This is a genomic window from Janthinobacterium sp. 64 (assembly GCF_002813325.1).
GTDB lineage: Bacteria > Pseudomonadota > Gammaproteobacteria > Burkholderiales > Burkholderiaceae_D > Janthinobacterium.
The window spans coordinates 5147146-5173226 of the sequence record NZ_PHUG01000001.1 but is presented as its reverse complement, the minus strand read 5'-3'; the positions used below and the strand labels follow the sequence as shown (position 1 = coordinate 5173226).

Here is a 26081-nt window from a genome sequence, read left to right as displayed (position 1 = left end):
ACTATCTGGCCTGGTGCTTACGATGAGATACTGATGGGCCACTCTTGGCAATAAGCGATAGGAGAATATGAAGCGCATTATATTTGCATTTTTGGCATTTTCCACGGCGCAGGCGAGTCTCGCTGCCTGTATTCCTATGCCAGCAAATGGCAAAGAGATGAAACTAGCCAGCGCAGACGGTACAGTTCGTTTGATTTCGCAGGACGATGTTGACACGCCGGTCCGTTCTTCACTTACCCAAACTTATGCTTTCACTGATGTGAAGCCTGCACCGTCCGAAGTTCAAGTCCGCACGGCGTTGAACCAGCTATATGCGAATGCGCAGCAAGCGTGTAGACGCAGCCCAGTGACAGACGTTCGCATATTCTTGTATGTATCGCCTGCCAGTGCCATTAGCTCATCATGGGTCGCCAGGCTCAATGCTGAAAAGATGAAGCCGGTAATTGATATTCGAGAAAATATGCTCTTGGCGCCTGCCTCCGCCAAGCTCGCGGAATGCGACCCTAGTAAAGAACCTGGGAAGTCATATGGCAGTGACCCAAAGTTGCCACCGCTATCGCAACGCAAGATTCTCGGCACTTGGGTGGATGGCATGAACGGGCTGACGACAAGTCTGGAAGATGTCGGCGGCAAAATTTACAAGGTCTACCGGAGTAAGTATTGCTCCAGCGGCGCCACCGGCGAGCCGCTGCGCAAAGGCACACAAGGACGTTACTATCGCAAAGAAAGCAGTTCCGGAGACTACTACGTAATTTTAAAGACTGGTGAGTTGGGCGTTTACGACAGAGATGGTCAGATTGACGCCTTGCCGAAGCATCCAGGTCTATACCCTCGTAAGTAGCGACGGTGGCCGAGTGGTATCGCTCCCGTAGCTCGCACCGTTCGAAAGGTACTATACGCTGTTCCGGCGCCGTCGACGGCTCCACGACGGTGCCAGTTCCGTCCTGACCCTTTGCTGAGCGTTGGCCTGCGCGGCCGGCGCGATGGTTGGCACCAGCAGCAGGTCAACCGCGTACGAATTTCGTCCGCAGTGAAGCCCCCTGCAAGCCCCTTCGAAGGACCATCGAAGCCGATGCGCCGCAGCTCGTTCTACATACCGTCCAAGCCGGTATGTACGGTCCAGCGCCTGGAATAGCTGGCCAGCCTCGTCCTGATATTTGAAACCCCATGTTTCATCGCTCTCATGGTTGCACGCCTGCGCGCCCACCAGCGAAAATTTTCGTTCGTCGTCGCCGGCCGGCGTGTTCGTACGGATTTCGTCTGAAGCCGCAGCCGGGCCAGAACCAGGGCGCCGCCGACACTGGCCCGCCTGCAGTGACTGGTTCGCGCTCCCAATTTTTCGGGACCTTCTTCAGTGGGCGGGCCAAGCCGGCCACCGCGACGCCGAATAGAATTAGCCGGGGTGGCCCGATGCCGGAAAAATTCCCGGCGTCTTCGCAGTACACGCCGAGGTCAAAAGGGCATGGCGCCCCCCCTTATGCCGCTGGTCGCCGCAGTGAGATTGCGACCCGGTGCGCGTATTCAAATGCCGCTGGCCAAAATTTTCGGGCCAGTGTTCAGCGGACCGTCGACCTGGCGCAAGGGTACGCATTTGAAATGCGCCCCTTCAACGCCGATGACGGCCAGCGCCAGCTGCAGGCTGGCCGGGACTCGTGGTCAGCACGAACGGTCCAGTATGAGCTGTAGATTGTCTGAGATTCAGCGCATCTAACCGTTACCAAGAGCCTTGGCGTTGTCAGCAGCACCACATGCGATAAGATGCTTTCTGCGCTCTCAAAAACTTTAAATGCAGGCAATAAATGGCAAAATGGAAAAGTGGTCGGTCTTGTGCTCACTGCGGGTTGCCTGGAGCGGGGACCGATGACCATATTCCCCCACAGAGTTTGTATCCCAAGCAATCGCGACAACCTAATTCGCCACTATTCTCGGTCCCTTCTTGCGCGCAATGTAACAATGGTGCGAACGATGATGACGAGGAGTTCAAGGCAATAATTTTATCAGCTGTTGGGTACGAGCATTATGCATCGGACCATTCACTAGACTCACTTGCTCGAACGGTAAGCAAAAACCGCCGGTTGTGGAACTATTTTGAGCAATCGAAAATGGTTCACATACCCACTTTCGACGGAATGACAGCGAAGCAAAAAGTCATCTTCCCTTCAGCGTCATATGCTAAGGTTATTTTACGAATTGTACGAGGACTGTACTGGTGCCAAAACAACAACGTGGCTCTTGGACTTGAAATCCCAATTGAGATATTTATAGGTGGAAACCTCCCATGCGAGCCTGCTTCGCTGCTAGCAATATGGCTTAGATTTACTTGGTCGTCCGTAAATTATGGAACCTTTAAATTCGGCTACATTAACCTCGCTGATGGGCAAAGCTTGTGGGCGATGGAATTCTTCGGTTCAACTATGGCATATGCAATTGTTGGGGAGCATGCGAAAGGTACTTCCGGGCGGCCATTCTGAGGAAGTAGCCATGAGCGAGAGCGGAACGAGCGGCAAGACGAGCAAGGGAGGAGACGTCAGCCCCGGCGCACGCCAAAGCCCCACCGGCGGCCCGTCGTGTTGCGGCCGTAGGAACGGCAAGCCGAGATAGCCATTTCAAATACCGGCCAAACGGTATTTGACCGGTGCCGCGCGGCAGGTCCTGCTTTGTTCGGCTCCTGCCAAGCCGGATTTGAAATCTGACTTTACTGCGGCGCCCTCGTCATGGACGTTACATCCGGGAATATCCCGTATGTACCGCACGCTGGCGCCGTTGTTTTGCAACCCTCTCAAAGAAGGTCGCAAGGGTATTGGGTTTCGCTCCCCCCTTGGCCTGGTACGGCGTCGGCCGAACTTGCTCGCGTTTCAAATGCGACCAAGGCGTAGCGGCAAGCGGGCGCTATTCCTGCCCCCCCCCCTTTTTTTTCCGCTCCCTCTTTCTGGGGACCGGCAATAACCTGCGCAGCAAGCCCGGAACAAACTCTTCACGTGAGCAGATTAAAGCCGCAGCCGCAGCCGCGCGGCCGGCGCCAGCTGCTGCACCAAAACCTACGCCGAGTAGGCTTTACCCTGGCGCCGAGCTGCTGGCCGGCTAATATCGGAGATGTGCCGGTTTTGCTTCCGTTGATGCGCTGCAGCTGCAGGCTTGCCGCGATTTCAAATCGGAGCAAGCACCCGCTGGTTTGCAAGGGACTTAAAGTCCCCCGCAGATTTGCAACCCTCTTAAAGAAGGTCGCAAATCTACGCCATACCCAAAGTAAGCCGCAAATCCGAAGGGGTAACGAATCGGTATACCCTTTCGGTACGACCCACCGAACAATTCCTGCCCGGGTAAGTGCGCGGATTGGTGCGCGAAAGGTCGGCATGGTAATGTGACTGCATATAATTAATATCTGCAGGATAGAGCATGGATGATTCTGGTGAATCTCAGAAGACCCATTCAAAAATAGTTATCGCTGTTGAGTTCTTAAACACCGCTGCCGATTTGTGGTGTGATGGAAGCGCATACTTCGCCGCGATGCATCTTGCAGCCGCTGCCGAAGAGCTAACGGGCAAGGCATGTAGACACGCGGGGCGAGTAAACCACTTTGACGAAAGAGTGAAATACGTTACGCGTGCGGTCGATGGACTTGGGCTCACCAATGTGCAGAAAAGAGTTTCTGAGCTCATGTACGGTGCGAAGAACTCCATCAAGCATTTTGGCTCGCCTGAGGACGCAGAAGTAGCGTTGGTGCCTCGCGATGAGGCCTCCAATTACATCAGGGGCGCGTATCAAAATTTCTGCGAACTGGGTTTGCAAGAACTGCTATCAGCAGAGGTTTTAAGAGTCCTAGATGCAACATCGTTCTATTGCGATATTGATTCCCAGGGAGCTGATGGCCCTGTTACGCCCTCCGTCTGAGGGAGTGTCCTGAATTCCCAGTGAGCGCCAACAATCCATCCACTTCGGGATGCATCTGACCGATGCGGTAATTCCTGCATCGCCCAAAAGTGTGAAAATCCCACGTTACCCTCGCTCATTTAAGTCGTGTTGAACCATTTTGCCAATCCATCATTCGAATTGGCATGATGTCGCTTAGCGTGGTGCGCTTGGCGAAGGCTCCAGACTTGCTACGTATGTGCTCCTAGCCAAAAGAGCGGCTGGCGAACGGCATGAATTATTTTTAACGTGCGTTGCGTTCATCGGCTACGACTCGACTCTCATTTTCGCACTCGCGTGATTAACCTTTACTTTTCGGTCTTGCGTTTCTCGATGCTTTGCCCCAAGCGCGCTAGTACCGCATTGACCCCACGAGGTTGAGGGTTTAGCGGTTGCGGAGGAAAGATGGAATCGAAACCACGTGCACGACCAAACCCTTGCGCTATCTTCACCAAGAGTTCAATGGAGCCGGTTCCTGTGGACTCGTAGCGCTTAAACGTTCGCAATGGTATGCCACACACTTCGGCGAACGCCGCCTGTGAGAGGTTTTGGCGCCGACGTTCAAAACGCACTCTGTCACGAAGCAGAATTATCAGATTTTCGGTATCAAGGGCTCCAGCAGAGCCAAAGTCAGGCATAGCCATATCAAAAAGTGCCATTTCTGGCCCCAAAATTGTGGATAACTTGAATATTAGCATTTTTTTAGTGTAAGCTGTTTTATATCAATTCATGGCAACTGGCACATTTTCTTTCCATATGCACTTATACTTTTGCCATTTTTTGCAATATATTGATTTTTATTCTCATTTTTAACTAGATATGGTAGTTGCTTTATTTCAATCAAATTGTGGATAAGGTTTTGTCAAGGGGCGTTATATGTCATTTTTAGAAAAATATGAAAGCGCTCCGGACTACGATGTCCCGGAGTACCATGTTCTTGCCCTCTCAGGAGGCGGGTATCGAGGCTTGTACACCGCGACCATACTCAATCAGCTCGAGTCACTCCTGGGAAGGCCATTGGCGAACCACTTCGACTTGATATGTGGCACGTCGGCGGGCGGGTTGCTTGCGCTTGGCTTGGCTGCAGAAGTACCCGCAGAACAGTTGCAGGCTCTATTCGAGGTGCACGGTAAGAAGATTTTCGGAAATCGCAATCTGCTACGGCGGTGGGCAGGGTTCCTGTGCATGGCGAAACATTCAAGCCATGGGTTGCGAGACTTACTTGGTCAAACTTTCGGAAGCAAAACAATAGGTGATTTACGTCATCGTGTACTTATCCCCACCGTGAACTATTCAACTGGTATGGGGCAATTCTTTAAAACCCCCCACCACCCATCCTTTGAGTTAGACCATCGCATGAGCTTGACAGACATCGGGTTGGCCACGTCGGCGGCACCGACCTATTTCCCGATTGCTCAAAACAATCGGGGCGTATACGTGGACGGCGGGTTGGTTGGAAACGCTCCGGGACTTTTCGGATTGCATGAGGTACATCAGTTTATTGCACCTGCTAGGAAGATTCGTGTCCGTGTTCTGTCGATTGGCACCATGACAAGCGGAGCCACTATGCCATATAGCTCAACGCTCGATAGGGGAATTTGGCAGTGGAGAGAGAGTTTGTTTAGTTTGGTCATATCCGCTCAGGAGTCGTCGGTCGACTACATGCTTAAACAGCTTTTGGGCGGTGATTATGTATCCCTTGATGAAAAGCCTACTCCTGAGCAAAGTACCGACATTAAGAAACTCGATAAAGTCTCGGTGGCGGCCACTAACACACTGAAGGACCGGGCAAACCATACGTTCCAACGGACCATTGGCGAGGAAAATTTCCAGGTCTTCCGTAAGCACATCGCTCCAAAGCCAGCTTTTTACCACGGTCCCAATAAAAATTCGGAGATGCCAAATGCTTAACCTCAGTGTCTTGTTTAACAATAGCAACGAAGAGCGCCCAGCCTTTCTGGATGCACTGACCTTAGATTCTTATCAAAAAGTCATACTTGAATATGCGCGTAAAGAGATTCGTGAGTGCTTGAAGCTTGGTCTACCCAGAGTGTTGCGGGCACGCGGCTATGAGTTGGACGTTCCAACTCCGCGATTTTTCACTCAAGGCTCATGGTCTTATAAGACCCTTAATGCACCCGCTCAAACGCCGCAGCAGTGCGATTTGGATGACGGAGCATATTTGCCAATGGGCTTTGTGACTCAAACGAAGCGTCCGAGCAAAGCAGCCTCCCTATTCTTCAGCGCAGCGGAAGAGGCGCTGGGGCCGTTGGTAAAGATGCGTGGATGGAAGCAGTCTGAGAGGCCGACTTGTATTCGCGTTGAAGTCTCATTGGACGCCCACGTGGATATCCCTCTGTACGCTATCCCAGACACGGAGTTTGAGCTGCTGAAAGCGCGTGCTTCATATGCGATGGATAGTGTAGAAGACGCCGTAACACGTTCTGAACGGGATGCATGGACGGCCCTGCCAAACGACCAAGTGCTTCTTGCTCATCGTGACAAAGACTGGATTGAGTCTGACCCTCGACCTCTAAAAGACTGGTTTTTGAATGAGGTGGATGCAAAGGGTGAACAGCTTCGCCGCGTTATCCGCTATATAAAAGCATATCGTGATTGGCGATGGAGCCAGGGCGGGCCCGCCTCCATCTTGCTGATGGCGGCAGCGTCGCCGCTGTTTAAGGCAAAGCACGCACGAGATGATTTGGCGTTGCTTGAAGTTTGCAAAGCTCTACCCAAGACCTTACGGGATGGCGTGGATAATCCTACCGAAAAAGCAGAGTCATTAACGGCTCGGCTGGGTCCGGAAGGCGTTGAAGAAGCCGCTGAAGCGTTCGAGAAGTTCGCCGGCGTTTTAGAAGCGGCAATCAGCTGTTCAGATGCGTCACTGGCCTGTCGCTGGCTTCAGGAGCAGTTTGGCCAGAGGTTCCCCTTTGAACCTTATTGGGTGCCAACACCATCGGCCCGTGAAGCTGTACTTGCAACGGCAGCTATCCCAGGGCCATCCGAAATCGTCGGGCGCAATAAGTCTGCGTGATACAAATGGCAGCCACAAACAAGATATCCGAGGTGGTCGAGGCCCTCTCGCATTATGAGTTCAGGTACGAGTGCACTTTAGACGGTTTTTTAGTATTCCAAGGAGTACTGCGACACGAAAAATGCGCCTACGATTGTGAAATGTATATTGCGAAGGATTTTGCATCGATTCCTCTGATTCGGTTGAAAACAATCCCGGGTATCTTGGGAGCAGTGGCTCCTCATCTAAGCGCAACGGGTTGGCTGTGCTACCTTTCTCGGTCTTCTACGGTTGTCAATATTTTCGACCCTGTTGGCCAGACTATCGCGTTTGTTAAGCGGGCCGAATACGTCTTAGGACAGATTCTTGATGGTTCGGTAGTGGACGATTTGGCTGATGAGTTCTTCGCTTACTGGGGAAGCGGCGGCAGTAATTGCTATTTTGATGTGGACGATTTTGAATCCAAATCGCTGCAATTGCTTTTAGCGGACGAGAAATCCGAAGACAATCAGGTATTTTTTTCTGATGACCCAGTGCGAACGAAGATGAAAGCTGCAGCACTTGGCCTAAATATTTTACAAAATAGAATCCCTGTTTTGGCCTTTGTATCAAATGTACCACCCCAAGCGAGCCTAATACATTGGCCGATATCTAATTTGGGCCAGTTTCTAAGTTGGCAGCACCAACTTGACGGACCAACATCTTATCAAATTGAAGCCGCTATAAAAAGCGTCGTTCGCTTAGGTTCATTAGGTGTAGTGGTCTTAATAAAATCGCCTCGATTTGTCTATAGCTTGGCGATTCTCTTCGCCAAATCCGAGAAACTGAAAGAAAAAAATGTTTCGTTAGATGAGTTGCGCGAAAGTGTAGCCGTGCCGTATTCAGGCAGCAGGATTGATGACAAATTTATTGCGGAAAGGAACGTGCCTTCCATGAAGACGCTGGCCGAAAAACGGATTGCTCTGGTGGGTTGCGGAACAATTGGCGGGTATCTCGCTGACCTGCTGGTGCGCGCTGGAGCTGGTAGCGGCGGGGGCCAGCTAGTACTGATTGACAACGATGTTCTTAGTACTGGGAACTTAGGGCGTCACATCCTAGGATTTTCGGACGTCGGGAAAAATAAGGCGAGAGGAATGGCGCGAAAGTTTCTTCGCGATGCTCCAGGTGCGAATGTTAAACCTATCCATCGCGATGCAAAGGAAGTCAACCTGACTAAGATGGACCTTATCATCGACGCGACTGGGGAGGAGTCGCTAGGGTATGTCCTAGAGCATAAATACCACGCAGCACAGGCACGGCTGTCCACTTGGATTGAGGGACCTGGAATAGCAGTTCGCGGGCATTTAAAAGCGGAACGAGGCCAAGCTTGCGGCTACTGCTTGGCTAATTACGCGCGGGAGGGGCAATATCAGGCGACCGTAGAGTCCATGCCTCAAATCTATGCCGGACAGGGCTGTGAACAAGAATATGTCCCTTTCCCTGCTACGGTGTCAATTCAAGCGGCGTGCCTAGCTTTAGATATGGCGTTAGACTGGGTAGCAGGAAACCAAACAAGCACCTTGCGAACAAGAGTGGTGGTACCGGGCTACACTTGCCAACCCGATTCCTCTCCGCCAAATATCGAAGGTTGCCCAGCGTGCGATTCGTAGATTTGTGGCAGATGCCGAGCCAAAAGATATATTTATTGTTTCAAGCATCAGTGCTCGAAACCTTTGATATGTATCGCCAAAACTCTCGGGCTGCGACAGAGGCCGGCGGTATATTGCTCGGTCATGTCCGTGGTGAGCACGTAGAGGTGATACAGGCCACTCAGCCTCAGGCTGGGGATGTTCGGCATCGGATGCGATATGAGCGTAACGACCCTGGTCATCAAACGGAAGCCGACCTCATGTGGAAACAGAGCGACGGGGAAATTCGGTATCTTGGTGAATGGCATACCCATCCGGAAGATTGGCCAAGCCCTTCAAGTGTGGACATGGATGGTTGGAGGTATCGAGCCTTAGCTCGTCAAGATGGGCGTGCAACCTTGTCCGTTATCGTCGGCCGGGTTGGCCTGTACGTTTCGCTTGTCGATGGGCAGGGAGAGACGACCCTTTTTCAGGAGTGCCAATCTTCGTGAGTTGTACAAAGAAACCTGTAGAAGGCGATGGCCACTTTTACAGTAGTAATATATACAAATGGGCGGAACCTGCCAGGGCCGATGCCTGTAGACACTGCCTAGCCTAAAATTTCATACTGAACAAGCGAGATAGATAAATCGTGTAGTGAGTTAATATCCAGTCAGTCGGAGATTCGCGGCACTGCGTGGGTGGGGTTGACTTGAAAAGTGTACATTTACCCCCATTTGGTGTGTGTGGGAGGAACTGTGCGACACCATGGCCCCTAACAATGCTTTGTGCCTCTGTCTTTGCCTTGGCCAAGCACGCACCATACATAGCCAGAGCCAAGGGCAGGCCTAATAACCTGAGGCAGAACTGACCACTCCAATTAACTACCACAAGCGAGGCGCATTTGAGCGATTATCTGATAAAAAAAGAAGATTCTATTAATCTTAGAAATATTGTTCTCTCCAGCCCATTTATTGCAAGTGAAAAAGGCATTCAATATGGTGTTCAATACACTTTGAAATGCGGAATAAGGTGTAATGTACACTCCTCAGAGAAAACGCCGGATACTTTGAAAGTAACCATTCAAAATAAAGAGGCTGATACTGAAATTGCAAAATTATTAGACTTTCACATTTCAACTATATCCATTTAAGGAAAAATTGCTGCTCACTTGAGCGGCTTTTTTTTCGTGGTTGCTGACGATTATGCCTCAATACAGAGAGTTGGAAATGAAAGAGATGGTCTGCAAAAGAGGCAGTATCTGCAGGTCCTCCACGACAATGCCCAAGTGAACTTTGCAATTCCTCCTCGCTTTCAATAAAAATTTTGCGACCTCGTTTCCAGTCACCGAGCATATGAACCAGATTCACATGCCTCTTTACAACTATATTTCATACATTCCGCTCGCTCGCACTGCCATATGACCTGAGGTCGCTGATTCACAACTAAATTAGAGAAACCTCCCTGCGCTGTAAGTGACAACAGGGATGATTGTTCAGAGGAGGGCGAGGAGATGAGAATTATATTAAATAAAAAACCACCGCACAAAGCTGAGAAAATGCTACATCCAGATTGCTTGAGAGACAGTACTTCGTATCCGCTTCAAAGTTTGTGGACCAATGTCATCCAGCGAAAGTAATTCTTCATCAGTTGCCTCCGCCAAGTTTGCAACTGTTGCAAAACCCGCTTGACTAAGTATACTTAATTTCTGTTCAGTCAACCCGTACGGATACGCATTAGATTTTGCAAGTTTATCAATATCCTCTTGGAGAATAAGCATTTCGGAATTTTCCAACAATTCTGGAAGTTCAATCTTAAAAATTTCGCTTCCTTTGTGCAGCTCGACTGATTCGTCTTCTGATTTAAGCCAACTCGAAAATAATTCGCTAGTAACTCTAGCGCCGCTGGTATTTTCAAGTAGTGTGCATAAATTTAGACTATATCTGGTGCCCCTTCCCCTAGATTTCATCGCACGAGAGACATCTCTTATAGCAATGAAACCCGTATATTCCAAAATTTCCAGAGGCTTCGATAGGCGTTGTGCTATTTCACGTAAAATGATAACATTTTTCTTGTTATTTTCTCCTGCCTCGAAAAAGATAGAGTTGGCCACGCTTATCGCAGGGTCAATCATCGGTGCATAAACGCCGAGTTTAGGCTTTAGTTCTTCGATAAGTGGCCAGTAATAGTTACTTGCTAAATGAATAAGTGTTTTGGTGATTGTCGTTAGGCCTACTTTATTGTTTGTTAGGTTTTCCGACAACGCATTACACGCAAAAATGAAGCCCCTCATGTTGCCTAAAACGGCGCGGCCCATAAAACCGGCAACAGAATCAACATCGAACTGAGTTGTAAAGACGGACCGCGGCAATGTTCCATTAAAACGCATTTTTAATATCTCTGAAAAGCCTTCGCTATAGCCCTCCAATTCGTCATTTTTAGATACGTCGATGACCGTGGCATCGTTGTATACATCAAAACGAGTGCCAAATTTAGTGACTCCAGGATAAATTGCAGCTTTGCATGATATATTGCTATTTGAGAGCGTTCTGAAAATATCAAAGAACTCGTGAAGGGGTGCTTCTCGCCCTATATGCGCCGCATCGTCAAATAGAACAACGACCCTTTTTCCTGAAGCGCTAGCAATTTTTGAAAGTGCTTTTTGAAGAGATGTAACCGTTGGTTTGCACTCAAAATCGAATGGCTCATTTTCACACGTGTGTGCAGTAGCATCAATCACTAGCTCACATAACATCCTCTCGTATTTTTCCCCTTCGCTCCTTAATAAATCCAAATGACGAAGGCTGATATAAATTCCGAAAACAGAACTGGTAACGTTCTGTGGATACATTCGACGCGTAGCCTCAAGCATTAACGCACTTTTCCCGCTTCCCCGTGCTCCTTTTAATAATACTGGCCCGTGCGCCATGAGCTTCGAAATGAATGCTTGTTCCTGACGGGAAAAGTGGTGGTATCGTTCAAAGTCCTCTGCCGGAAAATCTTCTGCGGCAAGAAGTAAAGAATTATCGTCTAATGACATTAGAAAAGCCCCATTTTTTGTATTTGGTTATAAGCTATTGCTGCGTTTGCTGTAGCTATCGGATTGGCTGCATAATCGACTACTGACAAAATTAGCCCCAATGTTGATATATTAAAAACTACTTTTCTCAATAACTCTCGAATAGTTGACTCATCAAAAGTTGCAGTAATTGGAATGACAAATTCGTGATGAATTCCCTTTGAAAGTTCAGAATATACTGACGTGAAGTCAGATAATAATTCGCTACAGAATCGTTTGGAATCCTTCTTTCTTAGCTCTGAAATCCATTCATCGCCATTAATATTTTGTACCGAATCAAGCATTAATTCGAAATGGGGGCTCCAAACTAGCTCCATAAAATAGGCTCCCAACAAAGCTCTAGTGGGATTTTGTAGCGCTTTGTCTTCCCATAGATTGGTTACCTTGTCCGCAAGAATATCGCCCGCCCATCGGATGGATGATTTATGAGATTTATCTATTTTATAATCAGGTTGTTTCTGGCTTTCTCTTAGTATCAGCAATCTAAATGGGTCGAGCCTTGCCAAGATGGCTGTACTGCCCAGTTCCAAAATACTGCGAGCAAAGAATGGAGCCATTAGTGCTAGCTTAGCGGAATCAGTGTAATCCATCTGGATAACAGTTCGTACTACGTTATCGATAGAGTCACTTAAATGTCGGAGTACTTCTGTTATCCCGCTTTCGTGAGAAGGAGTATCGCCGCAGAGCAGCTTAGACAAAGCAGTTTGTTGCGTCGGAGCATTGACGGTCAGTTTGCACTTCCGTGTTCGTCTCCTAATTTGCTTTTTTGGCTTGTGATTTTTAACTACAATTCTACTTATTACCATGAGGAAGACCTAACTCTAAAGGAGTATCGTAACGAGCATATTACTACGGAAACATATCTTTGTCGTTGTCGTGTTGCATCTTTGGTCACATTTTCAGAAAGGCAGAATTGGAGGTATTCTGATACTTGGCGTTTCCAAGAACTTCCTTTGTTTATTCTTGGGATAAAGAAGCGAAATTCGCAGCTGACTTATCGGTGATTCGCGGCGGATTGTGTTTGGCAGCGGTAATGAGTCGCAGGTTAACGTCAGGTACCGATTTCCAACGGTAAGTACGTGGAATACGGTACGAAGCTCGTTTCGATGCCGTACACGGGTTCGTTACGCATTCCCGAGCGGCCGCAGGCCCCAGCTTTGGCTGAGCGTGCGGGGTGGCAGTACGCTGAGCTAGCGGAGGAGACGTTGCAGACCTAGCCCGCGTCGTTCAAGCGCTGGCTGATTGAAAATAAGAGCCGACTGCTCAAGCGCGTTAGCAGCGAGCGCCGGCACGTCATCGAGGACGCTATCGCCTGTGAGCATCTGCCTCTCGACCTCTAGAGCTGGGGCGACCTGCGCGAACGCTATTTCAAAGAGTTTGCACCGTCGATGTACCGCTTTGAAGAAGCACCAATGGCGCGTGCTTTCAAAAAAGGTCTTCGAAAAGTGGCCGAGCGAAACGGTAACGCCGGCGTCGATTACAATCTAAGTCCTAGACATAAATGATGAAGCCGCCTAAGTACGGCTTTCGTTAGCTCGGAGCAGCTTGGTACGGATGTGGTCGGATTATCATCGCCATGTGCTCCTGTCATGAAGCAAGTCAGGATGACGCGGACGGTGGAACCTGCCATCCGACCAGTTCGGCGGTTCGGCGCATTACCCACCTGGCCTCTGGCTCGGATACCCAGCCCGTTGCAATCAGCCGCGGCAAATATTGGTCGAGAATCTCAGTCTCTGACATGTGCGAGCGTTTCCCAGCCTTGGATTCAAGGGACGATACGGCGAGTTGTTGCGCAAGGTCTTCGCAGTTGTTCCAGCGCTCGAGCAGCTCCGGCGGCGAGCAGCCAGGACTGTAGAATCGGCCTTGGTACCGATTCATGGAGAATTTAGGCTGGGCGCCTGAAACGGCGCTTAGATTGGTTGGACGTGGGAAATCTGATGGCAGCGCGGCGAAGAGCGCCGCTTCTGACTCGTCTTGCGGCTCATCGCCGAGTTCAATATTCATAGTGCCTTTTGCATCGATATTAGCCTCTCGCCATCATACTCGAGCGTCGAGTTGTGGGTCTAGAAGGCTTCTATGAGCATGTACCTTACGGGACATCTTAGCTACCGATGGACTTCCCCCAGCAGCAAACCACGCCCTGGCCCAGCGCGCTGCCTGGCGCTTCGTTTCCGGCGTGGTGGCTGCGATGACGCGGTCCATCGCGACTCCTGCTCGCTGGATTGCGTAAGTCTTGCGGTTACCTCGAAATTTTCGGTAGGCCATGCAATGTCCCTAAATAGAGAAGTTTAAGGTCGCCCCTTCCACTTGTCACCTGCTCAAGTGCTTTCGCACATCGGCAGTCATCACACCGACGTCCTCACCCTCAACGATTTTTAAATTCAAGTTGACAACAAAATCTCCTTGCTAGGTCGTACAGTAGCCGACTATACTAAAAATACTGTACATAAACACAGGTAAATAAAGCAATGGTTGCCGCCCCACTCGAAATAACACCTGCTAGCAAAGTTGCTCTAGACCAGGCCTTGCGCTCTAGCGTATGGCGGGCCAGTGAGCTTGCCGTGTCGCGCGCTACCACTGTGGGCACCGGCTACGAGAAGTTGGATATTGAGTTACCAAATAGAGGCTGGCCCCGTTCATCCCTTGTGGAGCTCCTGGTTGAGCAACATGGAATCGGCGAGATGCAACTGCTGAAGCCATGTTTGGCCAAGCTGTCGCAAAAAGAGCGCATAGCATTCGTACAGCCGCCGTATTTGCCCCATTCGATGGCATGCCGGTCGTGGCATCTAAATGACCGAAACCTGTTGTGGTTGAGGCCGCAAAGTTCAGCCGACGCCCTGTGGTCTGCGGAACAGATTCTCAAAAATGGTAGCTGCGGGGCAGTGGTGATTTGGCAGTCGAACGTTCGCCCAGAGTCCCTTAGGCGGTTAAATCTCGCAGCTCAGAGTACCGATACCTGGTTATGGCTCGTTCGGCCCCTAGCGGCAGCTTCAGACGCTTCTGTATCGCCTTTGCGCATCGCACTGCGCCCTGCAGCTGGAGGTGTATCGGCAGACATCATTAAACGCCAAGGGCCGACATGCGACGCCCCGATTTTTATACCACTCGTAGATATGCCGGTTGCCCACAAGCCGGTCCCTGAAAATGAAAATGCTGTTGAGTGTGTACCTGCCACTCCTACCTCTCGAGTGTATGCGTCCGCGATGGTCTGAAGCGGCAGCCGTTGTCGTTATCGACAAAGGCGCCGTTCTGACAATGTCACGTGATGCAGCGCGTGACGGGGTGCGCGTTGGCATGCGCACCGGCGGCGTGTCCGCCGTATCACCCGCTACCCAAACACTAGAGCGCGCTCCTGAACAAGAGACCAGGGCGATGGAGGCAGTCGCGACCGCGCTGATGCAGTACACGCCGGAAGTGACGTTCCAGCCAGATTTCTCGGTGCTGCTGGATGTGAGCGCTAGTCTCACGCTGTTTCGAGGTCCCCATGCACTGTGTAGCCGCGTGATGCGCAATATCGAAGAGCTAGGCTTTACTGCACGCTTAGGAGCCGCGCCCACCGCCGAGGGAGCATGGCTGCTTGCACACAGTCATCGAATCAAAGGATTAACGCTGCGGCGCCGCGCGCTGTCCGTTACTACTCTACACCGTCGACTCGATGCATTGCCATGCGGTCTCGTTCCCGCTGCCTGGCCCTTTCACGATTGGCTTACCGATATCGGAGCTAAGCGCATAGGCCAGCTTCGCAAGTTGCCGCGCACAGGACTGCTCCGCCGGACAAGTAAAGAGATGCTCGCAGCACTAGACCGCGCCTATGGCGAGGCCCCAGAGATGCACGAGTGGATAAAGCCACCGTTGACATTCAACGTGCGGGCGGAGACTTTCGGCCGAGTAGAGAATGCGGATGCCCTGCTATACGGCGCCACCAGCCTCATCCTGCAACTGGTCGGGTGGCTGGTCTCATTGCAGCAGTCAGTGCGCACATTCACGCTGCTCCTGGAACACGAGCGTGGCCGTTCCGCAGTACCACCAACCCCAATTGAAATAGCCCTCGCCGAGCCGGCGTGGCAGGAACAACATCTCGTGCGTCTGCTGAAGGAGCGGCTGGCCAAAGTGGAATTGGAGCGCCCCGTCATCGCGCTGCGATTGCAGGTACTCGATGTCGAGGCGATGTTGCCGCCAAACGAGTCGCTGTTCCCGGAGCCAGGCGGTTCACCTCAAGAATTTGCTCGTCTGCTGGAATTGCTTACAGCTCGGCTCGGTCCGGAGAATGTGCTTGTTCCCGCAGACGTGGATGACTACCGCCCAGAGGTGTGCAACAGCTGGGTGTCCGCTACAACAAAGCAACCGCGCTCTCAAATCGAAGACATTCTCGAAGGGCGTCCATTTTGGTTACTGCCCAAACCGATTAAATTACTGATGCGCGACGAGCGTCCGTTTTATATGAGTCAGCTGCGATTTATCGAAGGCCCCGAACGATTAGAAGCAGGCTGGTGGGCGGACCAGACGGCGGCGCGCGATTACTATGTTGCGCAAGCCTCTAATCAAAGCTGCTACTGGATTTATCGAGAGCGCGTGCGCGACGACGTGCTTTGGTATCTGCATGGGCTCTTTGCGTGAACGATGCACACCATCCCATCCAAGCCACCCGCACCAGGGGCAGCTCTACCTGAATACGTCGAGCTACAGTGTATCTCGAATTTCTCATTTCTGCGGGGTGCATCGGCGCCGGACGAGCTAGTCGAACGAGCTTACTTCTTAGGTTACTCGGCCCTGGCCATTACTGACGAATGCTCTCTGGCTGGTGTCGTGCGTGCACACATCACCGCGAAGGAGCTTGGGCTACCGTTGATTATCGGCAGCCAAATGGAAGTCACCCCTGAAGACGGCAGTCCTCCATTTCGGCTCATCTTTCTCGCCACGAACAAGAACGGCTATGGCAACTTGAGCGAACTGATTACCGTTGGAAGGATGAGCGCAGACAAAGGGAGTTATCTGGTGCGGCCGCGCGATATCGCGACGCCAGTGGGCGACCTCGTTCACCTTCGTGGCTTGCCCGATTGCCAGTTCATCCTGTCGCCAAGATATGGCGCGACATACGAAGAAGTCGCACGCCAGGCTGCGTGGCTTGTACAGTGCGCACCCGGTCGGGCCCGCATCGCGCTCACGCTACATCATCGGAACAAAGACCGAATCCACCGCCAGTTGGTGGACGACATCGCCGGCGAATTCAGCATGCCGATTGTTGCCACAGGCGATGTGAGAATGCACGTGCGCTCGTGCAAACCGTTACACGACACCATGACCGCCATCCGCCACGTCATTCCTGTCGCGCAGTGCGGCTACAAGCTGCCTCCGAACGCCGAACAACACCTGCGCTCGCGTCTTCGTTTGGGCAATCTGTATCCCCGCGAAGCCTTAGCAGAGACTACGCGCTTGGCGAAGCTCTGCAATTTTTCACTCGATGAACTTCGCTATGAGTACCCGCACGAGCTGGTTCCCGAGGGCGAAACGCCGGCAACATATTTGCGCAAAGAAGTGTACCTTGGCGCCCATTGGCGCTACCCGCACGGAATTCCAGAGAACGTCCATGCCCAGCTTGAGCATGAACTGGGCATCATCGAAGAGCTGCGGTACGAGCCATATTTTCTAACTGTGTTCGACATTGTGCGATTCGCCCGAGCCCAACAAATCCTCTGCCAAGGCCGTGGCTCTGCAGCCAATAGCGCTGTTTGCTACTGTCTGGGCGTGACCGAGGTGGACCCATCACGAGGCACACTGCTGTTTGAACGGTTCATGTCCAAAGAGCGTAATGAGCCACCAGACATCGATATCGATTTTGAGCACCAACGGCGTGAAGAAGTGCTTCAATATGTCTACAAAAAATATGGCCGCATGCGAGCGGCATTAACCGCTGTGGTGACTGCTTATCGTCCCAAATCGGTATTACGTGATGTAGGCAAATCCCTTGGCGTCGACCTGAGCGTAGTAGACAAAGTTGCAAAGGCTCGCAACTCGTGGGGTGGCCACGCTGATTTGCAGCAGCGCCTACTGGAATGTGGTTTTGACCCCGATTCGCCTATTGCCGAGAAATGGAGTTACCTCGCCAACGCACTGATTGGCATGCCGCGGCATCTCTCGCAACACCCTGGCGGCTTCGTCATCTCGCACACGAAACTGTCTCGCCTGGTACCAATTGAAAACGCGGCGATGGACGACCGTACCGTCGTCCAATGGGACAAGAATGACCTTGATGCAGTGGGACTATTGAAAATCGACCTTCTTGCGTTAGGCATGCTGTCTTGTATTCGTCGCGCGCTCGAACTGGTTTCCGAGCAGCGTGGATGCAGGTTTGAATTGGGGGATATCCCAGCCGAGGACCCCGAAACCTACCAGATGATTTGTGCAGCTGAGACGATGGGAGTGTTTCAGATTGAGTCCCGCGCGCAGATGTCTATGCTGCCGCGCATGCAGCCACGCACGTTCTACGACCTAGTAATCGAGATTGCGATTATTCGACCAGGGCCAATACAAGGCGGAATGATTCAGCCCTATATCCGGCGTCGGCAAGGTCTCGAACCCGTGAGCTACCCCAGCGCTGAAATTCAGGGCGTCCTAGAGCGAACCCTCGGCGTGCCGATTTTCCAGGAACAGGTCATGTCAATTGCCATGGTCGCAGCCGGGTTCTCCGCCGGTAAAGCAGATGCACTTCGACGAGCCATGGCTGCGTGGCAGCGCAAAGGCAACCTTGCACAGTTCGAGGATGACCTGCTTTCCGGCATGCTCGCACGCGGATACGACGAAGCGTTCGCCAACAACATCATCGGCCAGCTAAAAGGATTTGCCGCATACGGGTTTCCCGAGTCCCACGCTCATTCATTTGCGCTGATAGCCTATGCATCGTGTTGGCTAAAGCGGCATGAGCCAGCGGCCTTTCTTGCAGCGCTACTCAACAGCCAACCGATGGGTTTTTACTCACCGTCCTCTCTCGCCCAAGACGCACAGCGCAATGGCATTGAAGTGCGACCACCGGACGTCTGCATCAGCAACTGGGACGCCACACTAGAGCCGCCAACAAAAGGGACACAGCCCGCAGTGAGACTCGGGCTGAACATTATCAACGGTATGGAGCAGGAGGCCGCGTGGCGCATAGAGGAAGCGCGCGCCATTGCGCCGTTCAAAAACACTACCGACCTCGCATATCGTGCCAACTTAGACGAAGGTGACATGAATAAATTGGCTCAAGGGGACGCACTTCAAACGCTTTCAGGAAACCGGCGACAAGCGATGTGGCAGGCCAAATCTAGTGTGCCAGACAAGGGATTATTGAGACCGGCAGAAATCACAGAAGAACTGGTAGAGCTCGAGGCACCAACTGAAGCAGAGGATGTTGTTACGGACTATAAGCGTCTCGGTCTGACACTGCGCAGCCATCCGCTGTCGTTTCTGCGGTCTACGCTGACGGAGCGGCGCTTCATTACCAGCGATGTGTTGGCTAGGTTCGCTGACCGTCAGCTCGCTCGCGCCTGCGGCATCGTAACCGTTCGTCAGCGCCCAAGTACGGCCAAGGGTGTAGTTTTTATCACGTTGGAAGATGAACACGGGACCGTCAACGTCATTTGTTGGCCAAGCCTCGTCGAGGAATACCGCCGGGAAGTGATGGGTGCCGAGCTGTTGGGTGTCTACGGCATCTGGCAATCCGACAGTGGTGTGAGGCACTTGGTCGCGAAGCGCCTGGTCGACCTAAGCCATTTACTTAGTGAGATTCCGACAAAATCGAGGGATTTTCAGTAGAAGTTCATCGGCCATCTGAAGACGCCCATACTCGAACTCTCTACACCGAAACGCGCGGATATCTCGCGTCTTCCCTTCCGTGAGAATTTACGCATTTTCAATAAAATCAAAATGCTATCCTTTGGGAATTGCTGATTCCCTCGAGAAGTATTGAGCAGCTCTGCCAAGGAGATAGCATGAGACTTGAAAGCGTCAGAGTAACAGGATTTCGTTGCTTTGAAAAAGAGACTGAACTCTTGTTGGGTGGATTCACAGCGGTTCTCGGACGAAATGACGTTGGCAAATCAAGCCTCCTTGAAGCGTTGCAAATATTCTTCGACGACAGCGCACCGGATGCTGGGGACGTCAACGCGAACTCAATTGGAAACCAGGTACGCATCGTTTGCGAATTCAGTGAACTTCCCTCGCAACTCGTCCTTGATGCAACCTATCCCACTTCCCTTCAGGAGGAATATCTAACTAATGAGAAAGGGTTGTTGGAAATTCACAAAGTCTACGACGGCTCGCTTAAAACTCCTAAACTTGTGGGGACCTATGTGAGTGCAAACCATCCAGCAACAGCAGGTTTCACCAACCTCCACGAACTCAAAAACACGCAACTGAAAGCGGCAGCTGAGGCGCTGAAGGTCGACCTGACCGGTACAGCTAAAAACATAAACACACAACTGCGGCGAGCGATGTGGAACCATGCCGCGCAATTAAATGGAGGGCTCGCAATGCAAACGACTCTCCTTGACGTAAGCAAAGAGGGCAATAAGCAAATCTGGAGCCAACTAAGGGCTGAGCTTCCTGTTTTTGCACTGTTCAAAGCCGACAGGCCAAGCACAGACCAGGATTCTGAAGCACAGGACCCGATGAAAGCCGCCGTGGTAGAAGCATTGAAACAGCAGGAAGCAAAACTTGAAGAACTGAGAGCGGCGGTTGAAAAGTCAGTCCTTGAAGTAGCAGCGCTTACAGTGTCAAAACTCGCAGAAATTGACCCCAATCTTGCTAAGGAACTCAAACCTACAGTACAGCGGCCCAACTGGGCAGCAGCTTTCAAGATTGCTCTTACGGACGAGTCAGCGATACCAGTGAATAAGCGTGGCAGTGGCGTCCGGCGCATGATACTGCTGAATTTTTTCCGCGCTCAGGCCGAACGAAAAAATCGGGAAGCAAATGGACCCGGAGTTATCTACGCTATTGAAGAGCCAGAGACCAGCCAGCATCCTCATAACCAAAGGCTACTCTTGAGAGCTTTTCTAGAGCTATCAGAACAGGCCGGGTGCCAAGTCATTATAACGACCCACAATCCCGCTTTCGCCCGCGGATTACCAATACGCTCCGTGCGCCTTCTAGTCCGCAATGATGACGGAGGTCGAGCATTATTGACAGGTGAGGAAGAGGTCTATCAACGTGCAGTGAAAGACCTAGGCGTCCTTCCAGACAACTCGGTGAAGGCCTTCATTGGAGTAGAGGGGACCAACGACATTAACTTCCTACGAGGAATTTCTCAAATTCTCGCAGCGGAAGAAGGGGACATTCCGAACCTGAATGAAGCAGAGCTAAATGGGATTCTTATTTTCATTCCACTGGGTGGCTCTAACTTGGAAAATTGGGTAGGACGCTTTAGAAATCTAAACAGACCTGAGTTCCATCTCTTCGACAGGGATGTACCTGCTCCCGCTCCTCCACGGTATGAAGCCGCAGCAAACCGAATCAACGCGCTTCCAAATTGCTTCGCCAGCCATACAGACGCACGCGAAATGGAAAACTACATCCATTTCGAAGCAATTGCAAAACATTGGCCAGAGGTCAAATGGACTCCACATCACCCCCACACCGATGTACCGCTGAGCCTCGCGCAATCTATCGTCTCCTCGAATGGAACAGACTGGGGAAAATTGCAAGCTCGGGCGAGGCACGAAGCCGAGCTCGGAGTGAAGGTAAAGCTCAATCGAGACGTCGTTACTTCGATGACACCCCAGATGTTGACAGAGTCTGACCCTGAGCATACCGTACGCACATTCCTACGGCGTATTGGACAGGCATTGAACGATGCCTAGCAAACCTATCTTACCGAATGAAGCTTCGCTACAAACCCATCAATGGAGTACAGCATGACGATACCAACAGGTAAAGAAGTTTTCGACGACTATCTATCCACATTCGATTTTGAAGATGGGGACAAACCGGACTCGTCCGCGACGGATGGTGAGCTTTACGAACATTTTGACAATTATCTTCAAGGTACGTTAGCGGCACAATATCCCGCCCCTATCCTTGAAAAAATTACGGTCGCTGCGGGTGATGCATATGACATCGCCCAAGTTAAAGCGCTACTTTAGTTTCGTTTCAGCCACCGGTACACATGATTGGAAAGCACTAGGGCGGCTGAAGCCTAATTTCGATTAGTTCAGGTGCTTGTAAGCTGAGCGCAAGCTGTAGAATGTCACATCCCGTGATATTCCTTAATACTTATGTGCGTCAACTACATCACAGTGTCTCGGCAGATTTCGTTCGACTGGTTCCGCACGCCTATCGAAGTGGACGACGAATGGCGCGATGAAATCTACAAAGACCGTTTAGCGCCGTTTATTGTCCACGACGACCAGGGAAACCGAAAAGGCCTAGTTGGTTCCTATGGCTTTGTGCCGCAACGTCATCGCCCACTCAAGAAGCTGACGCCAGAAGAAAAAGCTAAATTTGACACGAAGGTAGCAAAGGCTCTGACTCAAGGGAAGCCGACACCGGAGCCTCCACGCATTCGGATGGACACGATGAACGCGCGCGCGGAAGAAGTTGGGAGCAAGCTCAACTACAAGCGGTTTTGGCTGCAGCAGCAGCTGTGCATCGTGCCCGCGCTAAAGGTATTCGAACCGAACTGGGAAACAGGCTTGCACGAGCGCTGGGCAATCGAGCTCGCAGGCGCAGAGCCTATCGGGCTGCCTGGGATGTGGCGAACTTGGGAAGAGAAAGATGGCACCATCACTCACAGCTTTGCTCACTTCACATTGAATGCTGACGACCACCCATTACTCAAGCGATTCCATCGGCCAGGGGAAGAGAAACGAGGCGTAGCAATTCTTCGGCCGGAATATTACGATGATTGGCTTAGCTCGACGAATCCCGAGTTTGCACGAGTCCTCATCGAGTTGCGTACGGAGACAGAGCTGCGCGCGTTCCCGGCACCGAAGGAAGCATTGGATGATGATGAAGTCAAAGATGCTGAACCTCCTAGTCCAGAACCTCAAGGCGCACCGCAAGCTTCGCTGTTTTAAATATGAGGTGAGCCAAAATAGCTACACTCATCAAACGCAGAGGCAGCCACGCAAAGCTGCGAAAAGTGAGGAAGCAATTTCGACGTATCTCAATAGCCAACAACTGGCTCTGCTGCTAGGCCAGAGCACGCACATAATCAAACTAAATATCAGAGCCATCAAGAGCGAGTCACCCAAGATGCACACAATAGGTTCACTTTTGCTGCGCTGGCGTGCACACGAGCTTAAGCAATGGCCGCAAGAAACTAGCTGGCCGGAAGCTCTCTGCCAGCCTTACGAGGCCCCCTTCATCAGGTAGCCTGCTCCATTTGCGCAGCTACCTCTAACCTAGTGGAACTTGGTCAAGCCGGCTTATCAAAAATCTGGCGAAGATAGGCAACGAACGTCGGGTCACTGCAACTTGTCTTATCCGGATTGTCAGATATTTTGCAGACTGGCTGCCCATTGCAACCCACTAGCTTCATCACAATACTGAGCGCAGGAACTCCCATATCATTTGTCAGGTTCGTTCCAATACCAAAGCCCATCATCGTCCTGTCAACAAAGTGGTCGTATAGCTCGAATGCCCTGTCTACGTCCAGACCGTCCGAGAACACAAGTCGCTTTGTGTTGGCGTCAATTTTCAGCTTCGCATAGTGCGCTAGAGCCTTTTCCCCCCATGCCACGGGGTCGCCACTGTCGTGACGAAGAGAGTCGAACAGTTTCGCAAAATAGAGGTCAAAGTCGCTAAGAAACGCATCCATACCAATCATGTCCGTCAAAGCAGTGCCAAGGTCACCGCGGTACTCGTCAACCCAAGCCTGAAGCGCGGCTCTTTGGAAGTTGCGAAGCCGAACGGTCGCCTGCGCTTGGAACAGACCGAACCATTCGTGCGCATGTGTACCAATCGGGACGAGATTGTATTTGCGTGCAAGGTGAACGTTGGATGTCCCCTTAAAATGTTCAGGTAGCTCGTGTGCAAGCGTCGATACAACTATGTCTTGCATCTTGGCCGAGAACCGACGACGTAAACCAAAATCGAAGAACTCGAATGGGTGTGGGCGATTAGTCGCTAGTTCCTTCACGCGCTTCTTGATGAGGTCAACCTTGAGAAGCAGCCTTGTTACGCCCTCCTCCATCAACTGCGCGTCATCGAACCGCCGGAAGTAAATTTCATTAACTATCTGCAGAACGAATATCTCGAAGGGCATCGTGTGCACCATCGGGCCAACTGCGTGCACGCGCAGATGCTCGCCTTCCGTACTAACAGTAATGAACTTGCGCTGTAAATGGAACAGAGAAAGAAAATCAACGAAGTCAGGCTTGATGAAGCGGAGACCGCGCAAGTAGTCCAACTCCTCCTCGCTAAACCGAAGCGTACAGAGATGGTCCAGTTGGTGGTTAAGCTCATCGGCAAGCTCCGACAGCGCGTACTGAGGCTTGTTACGGCAGGTGAACTCATACTCCGCATGCGCAGCAGGATGACTGTGCAGTAGCGCCTGCCACATCGTGAACTTGTATAGGTCGTTCTCGAGTAAAGACGAAACAACAGGAACAAAGGTAGGACTGCTCATGAACAAATCTTTCTTTTAGGTGAGGTTAGTGCAAATGAACAGTCGGCTCGACAGCACACATAACAGCGTGCATACCACCTGGCACCTCAACGTTTTTCGCCCCTAGCCGCGGTTTTGGTGAACAGTTCCATGATTGATAAAAGTATTCATGCGCCATGGTGCCGATCGGCACGATACCGAGCTTTTTCGCCAGGTAGACATTCGACGTGCCCTTGAAATATTCGGGTACGTCCTGCGCCAGCCGTTGCACCACTTCGTCGTGCCAGGCGCCGGAAAAGCGCCGGCGCACGCCGAAGTCGGAAAATTCAAACGGGTGTTTGCGCCGCGGCAGCTTGCCGAATGCCTTGACGGCTTCCACTTTCAAGCCCAGGCGGTGGCGCCCTTCGCGCATGGCCGCATCGAGGTCGAAGCGGCGGAAATACAGTTCATTGATGATGTACAGCACGAAAATCTCGAAACCCATCACGTGCACCTGCGGCCCGGCCGCGTGCACCAGCAGGGTGTCGCCATCGGTGCTGACGTCGATGAACTTGCGCTGGAAGCGGAACACCGTCAAAAAGTCGACGAAGTCGCTCTTCATGAAGCGTAGCGTGCGCAAATAGGCCAGCTCGTCGTCCGCAAACGACATCGAGCACAGGTGGTCGAGCTGTTCTTCCAGCTCGCCCTTCAGCTCGGCGAGGGGAAAGGCGGTGGCGTTGCGGCAGACAAATTCGTATTCGGTATGGGTATTCGGATGACCGTGCAGCAAGGCTTGCCACATTGTAAATTTATACAGATCGGTTTCCAGCAAACTGCGCACTATCGGGGTCATGTGTGTTTTCTCCAACTTCCTGAAGCCAGAATAGTACGCCACCGCAAGCATTTCAGCAGGGCAAGCTCAACAATGGCTCAGGCCAGCGCATTGGCCTGCAACTCGGGCACGACCTCGGCGGACGTGGCCAGCCGCGCACCGCGCTCGTGCATGGCGGCCAGGAAGTCGCGCTGCTGCGCTTCGAAGCCCGTGACGGGGCTCATGCAGTCCGTCAGCAGCACCAGGCGCGACAGGGCCGGCTTGCCTTGCTGGGCTTGCAGATAGTCGGCGATATGCTCGGTGCTGGCTTTCACGCAGTGGCTGCCCGCCTCGCCCGTGACATACATCTGCTGCGCCGGCAGCAAGGTGTCGAGGAAGGCGCGGTTGAGCTGGGTGGCCGCATCCTGCGCGTCGGGCACTTCGGCCATGACGGCCGAGTAATGCTCGGTCCACGGATTCGAACCCTTGCTCAGCTTGGCCACCACTTGCAAGTTGGCCACTTCCCAGGCGTTGTAGGCGGCGCGCACGGCCGCGTGGATATTCTGGCCCCAGCTGCCGATCTCGCAATGCACGGGCCACACCATCAATTGATAGCGCCCCGCTTGCTGCAAGGCATCGAGGTAGGCCAGCACACGCGGCAAGGCGCCGCTGGCGGCGGGCAGAAAAAGGCGGTCGCGCACCTGCTGCGCGCTGATCTGCGTAAATGGCGCAACGGGGCCGCCATCGCCCGTGCGCCAGAAGGCGGGATGGGCGATGTCGTAGCGGTGGTGGGCGTCGAGGGTCACGCTGATCTGCGTCAGCCCGCCGCCCCCTTCACGGATCAGCTGCGCCACACGCAGCATGTCGGCGTGGGCGCCGGGCACGGCCAGGGCCGGTGCGGCATCCGGTGGCAGCCAGGTAGCGGGCAAGTCGCAAAAGTCGTTTTGCGGATCGATGACGAGCAGGTGCAGCTGGCGTTTCATGGCGGTCCTCGTGCGTGGCGGGTATTGCATGATAATGGCAACATCGCCATCACGCCAATCCGGGAGCCGCCATACACCTTGCAAATCGCAATAACTTGCGCCTGGACAAGTCAG

The 26081-nt window shown here is 52.2% G+C and carries 19 protein-coding genes and 1 pseudogene; 13 read left to right on the top strand and 7 right to left on the bottom strand.

Annotation, left to right across the window (positions count from 1 at the left end; translation table 11 throughout):
* The first annotated feature begins 67 nt into the window (after positions 1-67).
* Positions 68-841, top strand: coding sequence for a hypothetical protein (locus tag CLU91_RS22705; protein WP_100875921.1), 774 nt, complete (start codon positions 68-70; stop codon positions 839-841).
* Positions 842-3396: 2555 nt separating this feature from the next.
* The gene (locus tag CLU91_RS22700; RefSeq protein WP_100875920.1) at positions 3397-3891 is read left to right on the top strand and encodes a hypothetical protein; all 495 of its coding nucleotides are present in this window, start codon (positions 3397-3399) and stop codon (positions 3889-3891) included.
* A 326-nt stretch (positions 3892-4217) separates the two neighbouring features.
* On the opposite strand, the gene CLU91_RS22695 is transcribed toward CLU91_RS22700, so the two are convergent.
* On the bottom strand, positions 4218-4568 hold the full coding sequence (locus CLU91_RS22695) for a helix-turn-helix domain-containing protein (RefSeq protein WP_141213217.1): 351 nt from the start codon (positions 4566-4568) through the stop codon (positions 4218-4220).
* Between the two features lie 217 nt (positions 4569-4785).
* Between CLU91_RS22695 and CLU91_RS22690 the strand changes: the two genes are divergently transcribed.
* The 5 genes from CLU91_RS22690 (at position 4786) to CLU91_RS27995 (ending at position 9685) form a co-directional block, all read left to right on the top strand.
* A complete protein-coding gene (locus tag CLU91_RS22690; RefSeq protein WP_100875918.1) occupies positions 4786-5820 on the top strand; it encodes a CBASS cGAMP-activated phospholipase in 1035 nt (344 codons plus the stop codon).
* Entirely contained in the window at positions 5813-6946 is a 1134-nt protein-coding gene (locus CLU91_RS22685) for a CBASS cGAMP synthase (RefSeq protein WP_100875917.1), read from the top strand. The genes CLU91_RS22690 and CLU91_RS22685 overlap by 8 nt, the downstream gene beginning before the upstream one ends.
* 140 nt (positions 6947-7086) lie before the next feature.
* The gene (locus CLU91_RS22680; protein ID WP_157814770.1) at positions 7087-8574 is read left to right on the top strand and encodes a ThiF family adenylyltransferase; all 1488 of its coding nucleotides are present in this window, start codon (positions 7087-7089) and stop codon (positions 8572-8574) included.
* A gap of 11 nt (positions 8575-8585) precedes the next feature.
* Positions 8586-9044: a Mov34/MPN/PAD-1 family protein gene (locus tag CLU91_RS28840; RefSeq protein ID WP_157814769.1), complete on the top strand. Its 459-nt coding sequence runs from the start codon at positions 8586-8588 to the stop codon at positions 9042-9044.
* A 392-nt stretch (positions 9045-9436) separates the two neighbouring features.
* Positions 9437-9685 (top strand): hypothetical protein, encoded by a 249-nt coding sequence (locus CLU91_RS27995; RefSeq protein ID WP_157814768.1) that lies wholly within the window; start codon positions 9437-9439, stop codon positions 9683-9685.
* Between the two features lie 408 nt (positions 9686-10093).
* On the opposite strand, the gene CLU91_RS27990 is transcribed toward CLU91_RS27995, so the two are convergent.
* The 3 genes from CLU91_RS27990 to CLU91_RS22670 form a co-directional block, all read right to left on the bottom strand.
* The gene (locus tag CLU91_RS27990; protein ID WP_157814767.1) at positions 10094-11572 is read right to left on the bottom strand and encodes a hypothetical protein; all 1479 of its coding nucleotides are present in this window, start codon (positions 11570-11572) and stop codon (positions 10094-10096) included.
* Positions 11572-12201 (bottom strand): hypothetical protein, encoded by a 630-nt coding sequence (locus CLU91_RS27985; protein ID WP_157814766.1) that lies wholly within the window; start codon positions 12199-12201, stop codon positions 11572-11574. The genes CLU91_RS27990 and CLU91_RS27985 overlap by 1 nt, the downstream gene beginning before the upstream one ends.
* Positions 12202-13210: 1009 nt before the next feature.
* On the bottom strand, positions 13211-13615 hold the full coding sequence (locus tag CLU91_RS22670) for a hypothetical protein (RefSeq protein WP_100875914.1): 405 nt from the start codon (positions 13613-13615) through the stop codon (positions 13211-13213).
* A gap of 464 nt (positions 13616-14079) precedes the next feature.
* Between CLU91_RS22670 and imuA the strand changes: the two genes are divergently transcribed.
* The 6 genes from imuA (at position 14080) to CLU91_RS22640 (ending at position 22662) form a co-directional block, all read left to right on the top strand.
* Positions 14080-14823 carry a translesion DNA synthesis-associated protein ImuA gene (imuA, locus tag CLU91_RS22665; protein ID WP_100875913.1) on the top strand — a complete coding sequence of 248 codons (744 nt, stop codon included), beginning with the start codon at positions 14080-14082 and terminating at the stop codon, positions 14821-14823.
* Complete coding sequence (locus tag CLU91_RS22660; protein WP_100875912.1) at positions 14756-16228, top strand: Y-family DNA polymerase; 1473 nt, start codon at positions 14756-14758, stop codon at positions 16226-16228. The genes imuA and CLU91_RS22660 overlap by 68 nt, the downstream gene beginning before the upstream one ends.
* 3 nt (positions 16229-16231) lie before the next feature.
* Entirely contained in the window at positions 16232-19402 is a 3171-nt protein-coding gene (locus CLU91_RS22655) for an error-prone DNA polymerase (protein ID WP_100875911.1), read from the top strand.
* Between the two features lie 176 nt (positions 19403-19578).
* On the top strand, positions 19579-21447 hold the full coding sequence (locus CLU91_RS22650; RefSeq protein ID WP_100875910.1) for an ATP-binding protein: 1869 nt from the start codon (positions 19579-19581) through the stop codon (positions 21445-21447).
* Between the two features lie 54 nt (positions 21448-21501).
* Entirely contained in the window at positions 21502-21729 is a 228-nt protein-coding gene (locus CLU91_RS22645; RefSeq protein ID WP_157814765.1) for a hypothetical protein, read from the top strand.
* A 132-nt stretch (positions 21730-21861) separates the two neighbouring features.
* Entirely contained in the window at positions 21862-22662 is an 801-nt protein-coding gene (locus tag CLU91_RS22640) for an SOS response-associated peptidase family protein (protein WP_100875908.1), read from the top strand.
* Positions 22663-23003: 341 nt separating this feature from the next.
* Here the strand turns inward: CLU91_RS22640 and pncB are convergent, their stop codons facing one another.
* The 3 genes and pseudogenes from pncB to CLU91_RS22625 form a co-directional block, all read right to left on the bottom strand.
* Entirely contained in the window at positions 23004-24215 is a 1212-nt protein-coding gene (gene pncB, locus CLU91_RS22635) for a nicotinate phosphoribosyltransferase (RefSeq protein ID WP_100876877.1), read from the bottom strand.
* A 142-nt stretch (positions 24216-24357) separates the two neighbouring features.
* Positions 24358-25026, bottom strand: a pseudogene (locus CLU91_RS22630) (nicotinate phosphoribosyltransferase); the annotation flags it as partial.
* Between the two features lie 77 nt (positions 25027-25103).
* Positions 25104-25967 carry a cysteine hydrolase gene (locus CLU91_RS22625; RefSeq protein ID WP_100875907.1) on the bottom strand — a complete coding sequence of 288 codons (864 nt, stop codon included), beginning with the start codon at positions 25965-25967 and terminating at the stop codon, positions 25104-25106.
* Positions 25968-26081 lie beyond the last annotated feature (114 nt).